This is a genomic window from Bradyrhizobium liaoningense (genome assembly GCF_018130785.1).
GTDB classification, from domain to species: Bacteria; Pseudomonadota; Alphaproteobacteria; order Rhizobiales; family Xanthobacteraceae; genus Bradyrhizobium; species Bradyrhizobium liaoningense_A.
On the sequence record NZ_JAFCJT010000011.1, the window covers coordinates 147,230 to 159,764 of the forward strand.

A 12,535-nucleotide genomic window follows, 5' to 3' on the forward strand; every position below is an offset into this window, starting at 1 on the left:
TTTTTGGTTTCATAAGGCTTCCGGGTCGTCCGGTCGCCGATGGTTGGGGCGAGATGCCTCTAACCGCTCGAAAGGAGCGGGACAGCTGATGATGGCTTTTGGACTGATAGCCCTGATCGCCGGCGCTGCGTCGGCCCTGATGTTCGCCTCGATCGTGTCGGGCGCGCTGATCTCGCTTGTCCTGTTCTATCTCGCACCGCTGCCACTGATGGTCGCCTCGATCGGCTGGGGGCCGCTTTGCGCGAGCCTCGGCGGCATCGCCGCTGCGGTCGGCCTCGGCGCCCTGTTCGGCCTGCCCTACTGCATCGCCTTTGCCGTCACCGTCGCGCTGCCGGCGTGGTGGCTCGGTCATCTCGTCCTGCTCAGCCGGCGGGTTGGCCCCGTCGCGCCGGAAGCCGCCACCGAGCCGCCGGCCGAGCCCGAGCTCGAATGGTATCCGGTCGGCCGCATCCTGCTGTGGATCGCGGGCTTCGCCGTGCTGACCACGATCGCCGCCCTGCTCACGCTCGGCACCGATGCCGAGACCATCATCGGCACGCTGCGGCGCGGTCTGATGCGCCTGCTCCGCGCCACCGACCCGCAGACATCGGGCGAAGCCGGTCAGTTCGTCGACGCGCTGGTGCGCATCGCACCGGCCGCCGCCACCATCGTCGCGATGATGACGCTCACCCTCAATCTCTGGCTCAGCGCCAAGGTAACGGCGACGTCGGGTCGCCTGCGGCGTCCCTGGCCGGACATGATGACGGCCGAGCTGCCGCCGATGACGCTGGTGGCGCTCTGCATCGCGGTCGCCTTCTGCTTCACCGGCGGGTTGCTCGCGATCGTCGCGCAGATCACGACGGCGGCGCTGATGATGGGCTATGCGCTGACCGGTTTTGCCGTGCTGCATACGCTGACGCTGGCGCTGAAGAGCCGCACCTTCTGGCTCGGCTCGACCTATGCCGTCGTCGTGGTGTTCGGCTGGCCGGTCCTCGCGATGGTGATCCTGGGCCTTGCGGATGCCGTGTTCGGCTTCCGCGAGCGCTTCCTGCGCAGCCGCCAGCCACCGCCGCTGCCGACCTCTTAAGTTCAAGTTCGAAAATCCAACTCACCCAACACTTCAAAGGAGAACGAATATGGAAGTCATTTTGCTGGAACGCGTGAGCAAGCTCGGCCAGATGGGCGAAGTCGTGAAGGTTCGCGACGGCTATGCCCGCAATTTCCTGCTCAAGCGCGGCAAGGCGCTGCGCGCCACCGCCGACAACCGCGCCAAGTACGACGGCATGAAGGCCGAGCTCGAGGCTCGCAACCTCCAGTCCAAGGGCGAGGCGTCCAAGATCGCCGAGAAGATCGAGGGCAAGAACATCATCGTGATCCGTCAGGCCTCGGAAGCCGGCCAGTTGTTCGGCTCGGTCACCGTGCGTGACGTCGTCATGGCGTTCGAAGCCGACGGCGTTTCGCTGGCCCGCCCGCAGGTGCAGCTCGACGCACCGATCAAGACCATCGGCAAGCACACCATCACCGTCGCGGTTCACCCCGAGGTCGAGGTCGAGGTCAGCATCACGGTTGCGCGCAGCCAGGACGAAGCCGAGCGCATCAACCGCGGCGAGGACATCTCGACCCGCAATGAGGACCGCGATGCGGCCGCCGAGGCAATCGCCGCCGCCGGTGAGTTCTTCGATCCGGAAGCCCAGCACGACGACGAGCCGGCGCCGGCTGCGGAAGAGACCGAGAAGTAAGACCCGCGTTCGCGCAGGTTGCGCAGCCCGGCCGCCTCAAGCGGCCGGGCTTTTCGTTTTGGCGCCGACGTCCTCGCTCAGCATCGCGATCGAGGCGAGCGCCGTTGCCGTGTGCTTCTCGACGCCGTCGCTGACGCAGAAAACGTCGGCCGCGACCACCGAGACCTGGCGACCCGGCTTGATCACCCTGGCTCGGCAGATCAGCTTCTCACCGACCGCCGGCGACAACAGATTGAGCTTGTATTCCGCCGTCAGCGCCGGCTGGCCGCGCGATGTCGCCGCCGCGATCGTCGTGGCGTTGTCCACCAAAAAGGCGGTGACACCGCCGTGGAAGAAGCCGTGCTGCTGGAGCAGCTCGGGCCGGCGCTCGACCGCAATGGTGCAGGTGCCGCGCGACAATTCCGAGAGCTCGGCGCCCACCAGATTCATGAAACCCTGCCGGCCGACATTGGCGTGGATGCGCTCGGCTACGGCTGCGAATTCGGGATCTGCTTCGGCTCGCATGACACCTCTCCTCATTGTTTCCTGATGCGATCTGGCGGGACCAGGGCGCGGATCGCGCAGGCGATCAGCGAATCGGCTTCGCTGCGCGGATCGGCGCGGTCACGTCCCGAGAGAAAGGCGCGGCAGAAGATCTGGGCAGGACCGATGAGCTGGCTGACGAACATCACCGGCGTCATCGGCAAGAGCTCGCCGCCGGCAACCAGTGGCGCGCGCCAGCGCTCGATGCCCTCGGCAAGGCGCGCATTCTGCGCGCGCTGGGCGTCGCGGACGTCCTCACCCCATTCGCTGCGCGATATCTCGAAGAGGTAGCGTGCCTCGCGCCGGCTCGACACCACCCAGTCGAGATGGGCCCGGATCAGGCGATCGATGCCCTGCCCGGCATTGGGCATCGGATCGAGCGCGGCCAGCACTGCGGCGTGATAGTGCCGCAGCACCTCCAGGAACAGCGCACCCGCCAGTTCCTTTTTCGATCCGAAGACATGAAAGAAGCTGCCGTTGGAGGCGCGCGCCCTGGCGCGGATCGCAGCCACCGTGGCAGCTTCGAAGCCGACGCGGTCGAACACGAAAAGCCCGGCCGCCAACAGGTCCTCACGCACGCTCGTCGTCATCGACGCCTCCTAGAGCACTACTCTAGAGTAACACTCTAATTGTGGTCAAGACGATGCGAAGGCCGCGATGCCTGCGGCCTTCGCAAATCGACGGAAACTCTGGCTCGCTTATCGCGAAATCGGCGGCGTCGGCGGACCGGACGAGTCGCCTGACGCTGCGGGCGGGGCCGCAGCGGTCGCGGGCGGTGCCGGCTCCTGCGGCCTTGCTGCCGGTTCGGCGCTCGCGGCCGGCTTGGGAGCGGCCTCTTCCACCGGCTTGGACTCGGGCTTGGGCTCGGCGGGCTTCGCGGCAGCGGGTGCAGCCGGTGTCACCTGCGGCACCGGATCGGGCCGCAGCGCCGGAGTATCGCTGCTGCGCGGCTCGACCTTGGCACTTTCCGGCCTGGCCTCAGCGGGGTTCTCTGCCGGCTTGTTCTCGGGCTTCGCCTCGTCACGGCCGGACTCGACCTTGGCCGTGTCGGGCTTGGACTCGGGCTTCGGCTCGCTCTTCTTGTCTTCAGTGGCCGGCGCGGCGGCGTCGACCTTCGGTGCTTCCTCGGTCCCGGGCTTGCCGCGACGCTTACCTTTGCGTCCCTCGGGCGCTGCCTGGCCCTCGGGCTTCGCACCTTCCTTCGATCCCTCCTCGGGTGGCCGTGCCGCGCGCTTCTGCCGCGCGCCCTCGGGCGCGGGAGCGGCAGCCTCGCCTTCCGGCTTGGCGGCGTCCTGGGCGCGCTGGCGGCGCCCCTGATGTTCCGGCGCCTGGCTCGGAGCTGTATTGGCTTCCTTGTCCCTGGCGCCGTCCTTTTTGTCCTTACCGTCCTTGGCCTGGTAACGGGTGTCGGTGGCACCGTTGGAGACGAGATAGGACGCGAGTACGCCGGCCATGTCGGAGCTGGTGGTGTAGTGCTGGCGCAGGAAGCCCGGCAACGAGCCCGGCGCCACAGTCTTCAACAGACCGCGCGGGCTCTTGTGGCAGGCATTGCAGGTCTGCGCGAAAAGCTGGGATGGCGCCTTGCCCGCCTCGAGGTTCGTCGCCTGCGCCAGAACGGCGTCGGTCGCGCCGAAGCCAATCAGAAGCAATACCGTCGCGAGGCTGAGCGCTCGGCTCGACATCCCGTCATCTCCGTTGAATTCCGCGAACGCAGCCGGGATCCGGCGCGGCGGCGGGTCACCTTTTAACGGATTGAGCTGCGAATGGAAGCAGCCACCGCACGCAAGGATGTGATTAAGCGATTTCGAATAACGGCTGTGATCACAGCGCAATAGCGCTGCACCTTGTTCGAACGCCGGAGGCCTCATGAGACGACGCGCCGCCCGTCAGAAGCGGCACATCGTCGCAAAGCCAAGACGCCGCAGACGCGCGTCTGCCTGCGCGCGAAGGCGCACCGAACCCGAGCCTGAAGCTGGCTGGGAATGGATCCTAGTGACGAAGGGTCGATATCTCGGAGGTTCGGAAAGAGGCCGTTAACGCCAGATGCGCCCGCAGGTCCGCGAGGGTCTCGGGCGAGACAGGCTCGCGCCGCACTTCGGGCCGCTCGGCGTGTTGCATGGCCGCGATCAGCCCCGACAGCCAAAGCCGGCTTCCTGCCTCGCTTCGCCAATTCTGGTGCTGCCGTTCTGGCCGCATCGCTCGCCTCGTTCCCTGGTGGCGGGAGATAACCCCCTGCCCGCCCACCTGTTCCGGGTGGTACCCCGAAAGAATCCGGGGAGATGTGATCTGTTTCACATAAGTCTGGTCGGGCCAGGCTTAGACCGTCGCCATGAGCAAACAGACCCAAACCTCATTCGACGTGCAGGACGACCTCCGCACCGATTACGCCCTGATCGCCACCGGCGTCGGAGCGGCCCTGGTTGCGCTGATCTACCTCCTGCTGGTCTGAATCCGAGCCCAGAGCTCCCAGCGTGCGTCATTTCGCGCGCTTCTCGATACGTCTGCGCGCCAATCCATTAGGTTCACGTCATCCGGATTTTTCCGTGGTGCGGTTGCGGCCCACCACTGGGACGGGCGAGTTCCGCAAAAATCCGTCAAGCGCGGCGCGTGCTGCGGCTGCTAATCATCCACCATTTTAATGATCGGTTGATAGCGGCTAGCTTTTGCTTCCGCTTTGGCCAGAGGCGGCGCTTTATCCCGGCCCCGCATCCGCCCCAGAAAATTGCTAACGCTCGACCATGGCCCTGACTGATTCGAACGTCCTCAAACTCGCGCCCGAGCCCGGAACGCCCGCCTATCGGAGCGCGCCGCATAATATCGAGGCGGAGCAGAGCCTTCTGGGCGCGATCCTGGTCAACAACGATGCGTTCTACCGTGTCTCCGACTTCCTGGAGCCGAAGCATTATTTCGAGCCGCTGCACCAGACCATCTACGAGACCGCCGGCAGCCTGATCCGGATGGGCAAGATCGCCACGCCCGTGACCCTGAAGACGTTCCTGCCCGCCGATACCGATGTCGGCGGCATGACCATCGGGCAATATCTGGCACGCCTTGCGGCGGAAGCGACCACCATCATCAACGCCCAGGACTACGGCCGGACCATCTACGATCTGGCGCTGCGGCGCGACCTGATCGGCATCGGCGAGGACATGGTCAATGTCGCCTATGACGCGCCGGTCGATTTCGCGCCGCGGGCGCAGATCGAGGACGCCGAGCGCCGCCTCTACGAGCTCGCTGAATCCGGCCGCTATGACGGCGGTTTCCAGAAATTCTCGCAGGCGTTGGCGGTCGCGGTCGATCTCGCGGCCAAGGCGTTCCAGCGCGACGGAAAGCTGTCCGGCATCTCGACGGGCATGCGCGACCTCGACACCAAGATGGGCGGACTCCAGCACTCCGACCTCATCATCGTGGCCGGGCGCCCGGGCATGGGTAAGACGTCGCTGGCGACCAACATCGCCTACAATGTCGCCAAAGCCTACGTTCCTGAGATCCAGGCTGACGGCACCATGAAGGCCGCCAATGGCGGCGTGATCGGCTTCTTCTCCTGCGAAATGTCGGCCGACCAGCTCGCCACGCGTATCGTGGCCGAGCGCACCGGCGTTCCCTCCTCCCACATCCGCCGCGGCGGCATCTCGGAAGCCGATTTCGACAAGATCCGGGAGGTCTCGATCGAGCTGCAATCGCTGCCGTTCTATGTCGACGCGACTGGTGGTCTGTCGATCGCGCAACTGATGGCGCGCGCGCGCCGGCTGAAGCGACAGAAGGGCCTCGACCTGCTCGTGATCGACTACATTCAGCTGCTGTCGGGCTCGGGCAAGCGCTCCAGCGACAGCCGCGTGCAGGAAATCACGGAGATCACGACCAGCCTGAAGGCGCTGGCGAAGGAACTCAACGTTCCCGTCATCGCGCTGTCCCAGCTCTCGCGCCAAGTCGAATCCCGCGACGACAAGCGGCCGCAGCTCTCCGACTTGCGCGAATCCGGATCAATCGAGCAGGACGCCGACGTCGTGCTGTTCGTTTACCGCGAGGAATATTACCTCGCGATGAAGGAGCCCCGCCCAGGAACGCCTGAACACGAGAAGTGGCAACTTGACATGAGCCTTGCGCACGGCAAGGCCGAAGTCATCATCGGCAAGCAGCGCCACGGCCCGACAGGCACCGTCGATTTGGCTTTCGAAGCCTCGGTCACGCGGTTCGGCGACCTCGCGCCTGACAGTCAGCTGCCGGCTCGCAGCAGCAACGACTACTGAGTTCCTTGAACCGGACCTGCCTCTTGCGTAAAACGGCGCCATGACAATGGCGTCCGACCCGAAAATGATCCCGCAAGCTGGCCTCCTCTCCGCGGAGGCCAATCAAGCTGCCGCGCTCGCCGCCCATGGCGGCGTGCTCACCGTCGATCTCGACGCCATCATCGCCAACTGGCGCAAGCTCGAGAAGACGGCTGTGCCGGCCGAATGCTCGGCGGTGATCAAGGCCGACGCCTATGGCTGCGGCGCCGCGCAGGTCTCGCGCGCCCTGAGCAAGGCCGGCTGCAAGACCTTCTTCGTCGCCACCATCGAGGAAGCGCGCACAGTGCGCGGAGCCGTTCCGGAAGCCACGATCTACGTCCTCGGCGGCTATTTCCAGAACACCGGCGAGCACTATGCCAAGATCAATTGCCGGCCGGTGATCGGTGATCTCAACGAGCTTGCCGAATGGGACGTGTTCTGCCGCCGCACCGGCTGGAGCGGGGGCGCCGCAATCCATATCGACACCGGCATGAACCGGCTCGGGCTGACGCTCGCAGAGGCGCAGGCCATCATTCCCCGCATCAACGCCGGCGATCACGGCATTACGCTGGTGATGAGCCATCTGGTTTCGGCCGAGCAGCTCAACAGTCCCGTGAACGCAAAACAGTTGGCAACCTTCCGCGGTATCGCCAGCGAATTTTCCGGCGTGCCGGCTGCGCTCGCCAATTCCTCCGGAATCTTCCTCGGCGCGCCGTTCCAGTTCGACATGGTGCGGCCGGGCGCAGCGCTCTACGGCGTCAACCCGACGCCAGAGGCCGACAATCCGATGCAGCCGGTGGCCGACCTCAAGGCGCGCATCGTGCAGATCCGCAATGTCGAGCGTGGCGAGAGCGTCGGTTATGGCGGCACCTGGACCGCGCGTCGCCCGACCAAGCTCGCGATCATCGCGGTCGGCTATGCCGACGGCTATTTCCGCGCCGCCAGCTCCAATGACGGCACTCGTGGCGCCGAGGTTGTCGTCGCCGGCAAGCGCTGCCCGATCGCGGGCCGCGTTTCGATGGACCTGATCGCGATCGACATCACCGACCTGCCGCCGAATGCGGCGCGGCGCGGCCACATGGTGACGCTGCTCGGCGAGGGCATCACCGTCGACGAGCTGGCGCATCATTTCGGCACGATCGGCTACGAGGTGCTGACCAGCCTCGGCCGCCGCCACGCCCGCGTCTACAAGGGCGGCAACGTGGTGGAGCCGCTGGCAAAGCCGGAGCCGGTGCAGGCGGCCGAGCAGCCGCCCTCCCCGCCGCCCGTCGAGCAGCCGGCGAGCCCGCCGCCGCTGCCGAGCTGAGAGCTAACGGCCGCTTACTTCTTCCGGCTGTCGAGCGCCGTCTTGCAGGACGCACTGAGCTGATCGCGCTTGGCGTTGAGGCAGGCGATGACCTTGCCGCCACCGGGCGCGATGCCGGCGCAGAATTTGTCATAGTCCGCCTTGCACGCACCGCGCGTATCGGACGATTGTGCCGAAGCCGCTCCGGAGATCGCGACAACGACGACGAAAGCAGCAAAGTTCAACTTGGACATTGTATCTCCGGTGACGGAAGGCAGAAGCCGTAGCTCTACATGAAGATTGCGACATTCAACATCAACAACATCAATCGCCGCCTGCCCAATCTGTTGGCATGGATGCGCGCGGCAAAGCCCGATGTCGTCGCGCTTCAGGAATTGAAGGCAAGTGATGGCGAATTTCCGGCAGCCGCGATCGAAAAGGCGGGCTACGGCGCAGTGTGGTGTGGACAAAAGACATGGAACGGCGTCGCCATCCTCGCCCGCAATGCCGAGCCCATTCTCACCCGCGATCGCTTGCCGGGAAAGGCTGATGATCGCGAAGCCCGCTACATCGAGGCCGCCGTGCGCGGAATCATCGTCACCAGCATTTATCTGCCGAACGGCAATCCGCAACCGGGACCGAAATTCGACTACAAGCTCGACTGGTTCGCGCGCCTCAAGCGCCACGCCAAAGCCTTCATCAGGCAGGATCTGCCCGTGGTGCTCGCCGGCGACTACAACGTCGCGCCTGATGAGATCGACATCTATCCGACGCGCTCATGGGACAAGGACGCCTTGATCCAGCCGAAGAGCCGTGCGGCTTTTGCCTCACTCGTCGAACAAGGCTGGTGCGACGCGATCCGCGAGCAGCATCCGGACAAGCGCATCTACACGTTCTGGGATTACAAGCGAAACCGCTGGCCGCGCGATGCGGGCCTTCGGCTCGATCATCTGCTGCTCAGCCCTGCTCTGGTCTCACGGCTGGCGAAGGCTGGTGTCGACAAGAAGGTTCGTGGCGAGGACGGGGCGAGCGATCACGCGCCGGCGTGGGTGGTGCTGAAATAAGCGAGGTGCCGTAGGGTGGGCAAAGCGAAGCGTGCCCACCAAATTTGCTTATGCAGACGGATGGTGGGCACGGCGCAAGCGCGCCTTTGCCCACCCTATCGCATCGTGGAACGATGCCAGATCAGCGCCCGTAATATTCCTGCACAGTGTCCCACGCCGCTTTTTGCAGAAGCTCCACCGTCGGCGCATCCAGCCCCATGTTGTAGGAATTGCCGACAGGCGAACGGCCCGTCAGCGCGGCGAGCGTCACGCATGTTGCGAGATACGTGCCTGCCGGACTCGGATGCCGCTTGTCCGGTGCGTAGAGATTGAGCTCGGGCTGGAGCTTGCGGACACGCGCGAAAGCGAGACCTGCAGGAATCACCAGCGCGTCATTGGCATTGCCGGCGAGCGTATAGGCCTCGGCCAACGCTTCCGTCATCTCAGGCTTGTCGGCGTAGGCCCAGGACATGAAAAACACCGGCCGCATGCCGTGGGCGCGGACGATCTCGCTGTCCTTCTTGGCGAAGGCCGTGAACGCGTCCTTCAATTGCGGATGGATCGGACACTGGCTGCAATCCATCATCACGACGGCATCGAACTGCCTGCCCGGCTTGTTGAAGACGACGTTGTTCTGATCGTCGAAGGAATAGGCGCCGATGCCGCCCGGCCGCAGCAGATTGTCCATGTCGTGCCAGTCGAGGCCGGAGCCGCCGATCGTGGCCATGGTGTTGCGATACGCCGCCTTGTTCTCGGCATCCGCTGCCCGCTCCATGAACGAGAGATGCCCGGGCATGCCGTTGTTGTAGTAGAAGAAGCTGTTGCCGACGAACAGCGCAGCCTTGGGGAAGTCAGGTCCTGATGTCGTGACCTTCGGCTTGGTCTGCGCCTGTGCATTGAAGCCGGCTGCAACGGCCAGACACATTGCGAGCATCACTCGCGCAAAAAGACGCATCATGGGTTTCCTCCCCTTTTTCTCGGGCTGAAACCAAATCAGCTTTTCAAAAGGGTCTCAAGAGCACCGGCGTGCAGCAGAGACATGCGTGAGCCCTCAATGCTCACCACAAATTCTTGCCGTCGATCATGTTCACCGGCACGGCATCTAGATCGAAATCGTCGAACAGGCGCGCGTTTACTGCGACCTTGGGATTGTCGAAATCGGGCTTGCCGGTCGACCAGTCCGGCGACTCCGAGTAGGTACCGCAGCCGCAGTTGGCGCAAAAATGATGTTTGACCGTGCGGCTGCCCCAGAGATAGGTCGCGACGTTGTCGGGCGGTGACAGCAGGCGAAACTGCGCCGGCGCGTAATAGGCCCACAGCGCGCCCCGCTTGGCGCAGAGCGAACAGGTGCAGCGCGTCACGCCCGAGGGCGCCTCCGTCACCTCGAACACCGTTTCACCGCAATGACAGCTTGCCTCGATCGGCATGACCCACTCCCCGTTTTGTCAGGAGATGGTCGTAGACTGCCCCTGCTGCCAACAGGCTGTCAGCAGCCAATTTCGTCATGGAGCCTCGTTGGCGGACAGTCGCCTGGCGTTCGCGGCGACGTGCTCGCGATAACGCTGAACGATGGCCGCTGGCGTTGCCCCGGCGAGCAGGTTCGCTGCCGCCTCGAAAGCCGCCGCGATCTTCTCGCTGACCATCAGCATGGCCTCCTGCCCGGCGGCCGCATCGCCATGGCTGAGCTTCTCGCAGCGTAGCCGCACGACTTCGCTCGCCTCGACCGCGAGCATCGCGCCGGCGTACCAGGGAAAGCCGTTGTCGGATCCGCTGAGCACCGCATGGCGGTCGAGCGCGGAAAAGGAGTGATGGTCGGGCATCGCGGACCTCAAATTCTTTGGGCGGACGCTCCGATCAATACGCTTCAAATTTGAAGGATCAGGCCGGGGAACCGGTCGGATTGGGCACGCCTGCGACACCGCCAGTTAACCAAGGCCCTTGACGTCGCCAGTCTGGTTATCCTACTGGTCTGACCAAGATCAGACCAAAAGAGACCGGGATGGAGCTGAAGCGGGCCGCCGAAGGCGAAAAAGGGTTTGAGAAGGTGTTCGCCTTCTTGCGCGAACGCCTGCTTGCGGGCTCGCTGAAGCCCGGCGACCGCCTGATTTCCGAGCGCGAGCTGGCGACCCTCCTCGGTGTCAGCCGACCGATCGTCCGCGAGGCGCTGCGCGCCCTCACCGTACTCGGCATCGTCGAGATCCGCGACCGCATCGGCACGGTCGTGACCAGGCCGGACGTCTCGGTCCTGAACGACTTCTTCACCTTTGCGCTTGCCCAGCAGGCCGACATGCTCGACGACGTCATGCAGGCGCGCGTCGCGATCGAATGCCAGGCGATCCGGCTCGCCTGCGATCGCGCCAACATTGCCGATTTCGAACGCCTGCAGCGCGCGCTCGCGAAGATCGGGGAGACGATCGACGAAGCGGACGCCGGCGGCATGGCCGACTTCGAATTCCATCGCGCCATCGTCGTGGCATCGCATTCGGAAACGCTGTCGGTCCTCCACAGTTCGATGGCGGGCCTGCTGACGCATTCGCATCGCAGCCGCCGTGAACTGGTGCAGGGCTTCCCGTCGATGAAGACCTACCTGATCGACGATCACCGGCGCATCTTCGAAGCCGTCATCGCGCGCGATCCCGAACGTGCAGATGCAACGTTGCGCAAGCACTTTGCCATTGGCGACGAATACCGGCGACGGGCCGTCGTCGGTGACATCGACAAGACCAGCGCCTCAGGCTGATCGCAACCGAGCCTATCGACCAAGACGCCAATCAACCAAGAAACGGACTGACAACATGGGACGGAATGACAAGGGCAGCGTCGGCTTCATCGGCATCGGCACGATGGGCCGGGAGATGGTGCGCAACCTCTTGATCGCCGGGCACAGCGTTCGCGTCTTCGATCTGAACGAGGTCGCCGTTGCCGACAGTGTCAAGGAAGGCGCCGTTCGTGCCAAGAGCCCTGCCGATGCCGCGCAAGGCGCCGACATCGTCATCACGATGCTGCCCGACACGCCCCATGTCGAAGCGACCATCTACGGCGAACAGGGCCTCCTGAAGTCGCCTCCTCCGGGCAAGCTGATCGTCGACATGAGCACGATCTCGCCGGTCGCGGTCCGCCGCATCCATGCCGACCTGCAAACAATTGGCGTCAGCTTCATCGACGCGCCGGTCTCGGGCGGTCCCGTGGGCGCCAAGAACGCTGCGCTCTCGATCATGGCCGGCGGCGATGCGGACGCGTTCGCCAAGGCCGAGCCGTTCTTCCGCGCAATGGGCACGACCATCACACATGTCGGCGCGTCCGGCGCCGGCCAGACCGTCAAGCTCTGCAATCAGCTGATCTGCGGCATCAACATCCAGGCGATCTGTGAAGCGCTTGCACTTGGTCGCGCTTCGGGTCTCGATCTCAATCTGCTACGCCGGGTGCTGCTCGGTGGCTCGGCCGCCTCCTGGATGCTCGACAAGCTCGGCCCTGCGATGATCGCAGGCGACGTATCCGCCGGCTTCCGCATCGATCTGCAGCTCAAGGACCTCCGCCTGGTGCAGGAGCATGCACAAGCGCTGAGCGTGCCGCTGCCCGGCACCGCGCTCGTCACCAGCCAGTATGTCGACGCACGCGCGCACGGCGAAGGCAGCAACGGCAACCAGGCGCTGTTCCGCGTCTACGACCGCATGACCAATCAGGTCACAGGCTAAAGCG

The 12,535-nt window shown here is 64.8% G+C and carries 14 protein-coding genes; 7 read left to right on the forward strand and 7 right to left on the reverse strand.

Annotated elements, in window-relative coordinates; genetic code table 11:
- The first annotated feature begins 88 nt into the window (after positions 1-88).
- Both JQ627_RS22400 and rplI read left to right on the forward strand, forming a co-directional pair.
- Positions 89-1,066, forward strand: a complete 978-nt coding sequence (locus JQ627_RS22400) for a DUF2232 domain-containing protein (RefSeq protein WP_212486303.1) — start codon at positions 89-91, stop codon at positions 1,064-1,066.
- Positions 1,067-1,115: 49 nt separating this feature from the next.
- Positions 1,116-1,718 carry a 50S ribosomal protein L9 gene (rplI, locus tag JQ627_RS22405; protein ID WP_212486304.1) on the forward strand — a complete coding sequence of 201 codons (603 nt, stop codon included), beginning with the start codon at positions 1,116-1,118 and terminating at the stop codon, positions 1,716-1,718.
- A 36-nt stretch (positions 1,719-1,754) separates the two neighbouring features.
- Here rplI and JQ627_RS22410 read toward each other — a convergent pair whose 3' ends face one another.
- From JQ627_RS22410 to JQ627_RS22420, 3 genes are all read right to left on the reverse strand, one after another.
- On the reverse strand, positions 1,755-2,222 hold the full coding sequence (locus tag JQ627_RS22410; protein ID WP_212486305.1) for a PaaI family thioesterase: 468 nt from the start codon (positions 2,220-2,222) through the stop codon (positions 1,755-1,757).
- Positions 2,223-2,233: 11 nt separating this feature from the next.
- Complete coding sequence (locus JQ627_RS22415; RefSeq protein WP_212486306.1) at positions 2,234-2,830, reverse strand: TetR/AcrR family transcriptional regulator; 597 nt, start codon at positions 2,828-2,830, stop codon at positions 2,234-2,236.
- A 108-nt stretch (positions 2,831-2,938) separates the two neighbouring features.
- On the reverse strand, positions 2,939-3,922 hold the full coding sequence (locus JQ627_RS22420) for a hypothetical protein (RefSeq protein WP_212486307.1): 984 nt from the start codon (positions 3,920-3,922) through the stop codon (positions 2,939-2,941).
- Between the two features lie 1,056 nt (positions 3,923-4,978).
- On the opposite strand from JQ627_RS22420, the gene JQ627_RS22425 reads away from it, so the two are divergent.
- The gene (locus tag JQ627_RS22425; protein WP_212486308.1) at positions 4,979-6,490 is read left to right on the forward strand and encodes a replicative DNA helicase; all 1,512 of its coding nucleotides are present in this window, start codon (positions 4,979-4,981) and stop codon (positions 6,488-6,490) included.
- A gap of 46 nt (positions 6,491-6,536) precedes the next feature.
- Positions 6,537-7,814: an alanine racemase gene (gene alr / locus JQ627_RS22430; RefSeq protein WP_212486372.1), complete on the forward strand. Its 1,278-nt coding sequence runs from the start codon at positions 6,537-6,539 to the stop codon at positions 7,812-7,814.
- A 14-nt stretch (positions 7,815-7,828) separates the two neighbouring features.
- Here alr and JQ627_RS22435 read toward each other — a convergent pair whose 3' ends face one another.
- Positions 7,829-8,047 carry a cysteine rich repeat-containing protein gene (locus tag JQ627_RS22435; RefSeq protein WP_212486309.1) on the reverse strand — a complete coding sequence of 73 codons (219 nt, stop codon included), beginning with the start codon at positions 8,045-8,047 and terminating at the stop codon, positions 7,829-7,831.
- A 39-nt stretch (positions 8,048-8,086) separates the two neighbouring features.
- On the opposite strand from JQ627_RS22435, the gene JQ627_RS22440 reads away from it, so the two are divergent.
- Entirely contained in the window at positions 8,087-8,857 is a 771-nt protein-coding gene (locus tag JQ627_RS22440) for an exodeoxyribonuclease III (RefSeq protein ID WP_212486310.1), read from the forward strand.
- Between the two features lie 121 nt (positions 8,858-8,978).
- Here the strand turns inward: JQ627_RS22440 and JQ627_RS22445 are convergent, their stop codons facing one another.
- From JQ627_RS22445 to JQ627_RS22455, 3 genes are all read right to left on the reverse strand, one after another.
- Positions 8,979-9,794: a hypothetical protein gene (locus JQ627_RS22445; protein WP_212486311.1), complete on the reverse strand. Its 816-nt coding sequence runs from the start codon at positions 9,792-9,794 to the stop codon at positions 8,979-8,981.
- A 100-nt stretch (positions 9,795-9,894) separates the two neighbouring features.
- Positions 9,895-10,263 (reverse strand): GFA family protein, encoded by a 369-nt coding sequence (locus JQ627_RS22450; protein ID WP_212486312.1) that lies wholly within the window; start codon positions 10,261-10,263, stop codon positions 9,895-9,897.
- Between the two features lie 75 nt (positions 10,264-10,338).
- On the reverse strand, positions 10,339-10,656 hold the full coding sequence (locus JQ627_RS22455) for a hypothetical protein (protein WP_212486313.1): 318 nt from the start codon (positions 10,654-10,656) through the stop codon (positions 10,339-10,341).
- A 179-nt stretch (positions 10,657-10,835) separates the two neighbouring features.
- Between JQ627_RS22455 and JQ627_RS22460 the strand changes: the two genes are divergently transcribed.
- Entirely contained in the window at positions 10,836-11,576 is a 741-nt protein-coding gene (locus JQ627_RS22460; RefSeq protein ID WP_212486314.1) for a FadR/GntR family transcriptional regulator, read from the forward strand.
- The gene (locus JQ627_RS22465) at positions 11,485-12,531 is read left to right on the forward strand and encodes an NAD(P)-dependent oxidoreductase (protein ID WP_283817123.1); all 1,047 of its coding nucleotides are present in this window, start codon (positions 11,485-11,487) and stop codon (positions 12,529-12,531) included. The genes JQ627_RS22460 and JQ627_RS22465 overlap by 92 nt, the downstream gene beginning before the upstream one ends.
- Positions 12,532-12,535: the final 4 nt, after the last annotated feature.

What these genes read in the sequence shown, in the direction of transcription:
- JQ627_RS22400 (WP_212486303.1), top strand. Translation starts at nt 89, where the DNA reads ATGATGGCTTTTGGACTGATAGCCCTGATCGCCGGCGCTGCGTCGGCC.
- rplI (WP_212486304.1), top strand. Translation starts at nt 1,116, where the DNA reads ATGGAAGTCATTTTGCTGGAACGCGTGAGCAAGCTCGGCCAGATGGGC.
- JQ627_RS22410 (WP_212486305.1), bottom strand. Translation starts at nt 2,222, where the DNA reads ATGCGAGCCGAAGCAGATCCCGAATTCGCAGCCGTAGCCGAGCGCATC.
- JQ627_RS22415 (WP_212486306.1), bottom strand. Translation starts at nt 2,830, where the DNA reads ATGACGACGAGCGTGCGTGAGGACCTGTTGGCGGCCGGGCTTTTCGTG.
- JQ627_RS22420 (WP_212486307.1), bottom strand. Translation starts at nt 3,922, where the DNA reads ATGTCGAGCCGAGCGCTCAGCCTCGCGACGGTATTGCTTCTGATTGGC.
- JQ627_RS22425 (WP_212486308.1), top strand. Translation starts at nt 4,979, where the DNA reads ATGGCCCTGACTGATTCGAACGTCCTCAAACTCGCGCCCGAGCCCGGA.
- alr (WP_212486372.1), top strand. Translation starts at nt 6,537, where the DNA reads ATGGCGTCCGACCCGAAAATGATCCCGCAAGCTGGCCTCCTCTCCGCG.
- JQ627_RS22435 (WP_212486309.1), bottom strand. Translation starts at nt 8,047, where the DNA reads ATGTCCAAGTTGAACTTTGCTGCTTTCGTCGTCGTTGTCGCGATCTCC.
- JQ627_RS22440 (WP_212486310.1), top strand. Translation starts at nt 8,087, where the DNA reads ATGAAGATTGCGACATTCAACATCAACAACATCAATCGCCGCCTGCCC.
- JQ627_RS22445 (WP_212486311.1), bottom strand. Translation starts at nt 9,794, where the DNA reads ATGATGCGTCTTTTTGCGCGAGTGATGCTCGCAATGTGTCTGGCCGTT.
- JQ627_RS22450 (WP_212486312.1), bottom strand. Translation starts at nt 10,263, where the DNA reads ATGCCGATCGAGGCAAGCTGTCATTGCGGTGAAACGGTGTTCGAGGTG.
- JQ627_RS22455 (WP_212486313.1), bottom strand. Translation starts at nt 10,656, where the DNA reads ATGCCCGACCATCACTCCTTTTCCGCGCTCGACCGCCATGCGGTGCTC.
- JQ627_RS22460 (WP_212486314.1), top strand. Translation starts at nt 10,836, where the DNA reads ATGGAGCTGAAGCGGGCCGCCGAAGGCGAAAAAGGGTTTGAGAAGGTG.
- JQ627_RS22465 (WP_283817123.1), top strand. Translation starts at nt 11,485, where the DNA reads ATGCAACGTTGCGCAAGCACTTTGCCATTGGCGACGAATACCGGCGAC.